Source organism: Streptomyces sp. PT12 (genome assembly GCF_003311645.1).
Lineage (GTDB): Bacteria > Actinomycetota > Actinomycetes > Streptomycetales > Streptomycetaceae > Streptomyces.
Genome location: NZ_QEST01000150.1, coordinates 1 through 217, shown reverse-complemented (window position 1 = coordinate 217; position 217 = coordinate 1). Strand labels below are relative to the sequence as shown.

The window sequence follows — 217 nt, the reverse complement described above, 5'->3', positions numbered from 1 at the left end:
CCGTGGTGGTTTCGGGTGCCGAGGACGCGGTGGACGCGGTCGCCGCACGCTTCTCCGAGCGCAAGCAGACCCGGTTGAAGGTCTCCCACGCGTTCCATTCACCGCTGATGGACCCGATGCTGGACGACTTCCGCGCGGTCGCCGAGTCCCTCACCTACCACCGCCCGGAGATCCGCTTCCCCAAGGACGTCGCCTCGGCCGACTACTGGGTGCGGCA

At 68.7% G+C, this 217-nt stretch carries 1 protein-coding gene; it reads left to right on the top strand.

The window, feature by feature from the left end; all coding sequences use genetic code 11:
• The coding region (locus DEH69_RS17430; RefSeq protein WP_147255655.1) for a hypothetical protein at positions 1–217 on the top strand (217 nt) is incomplete at both ends.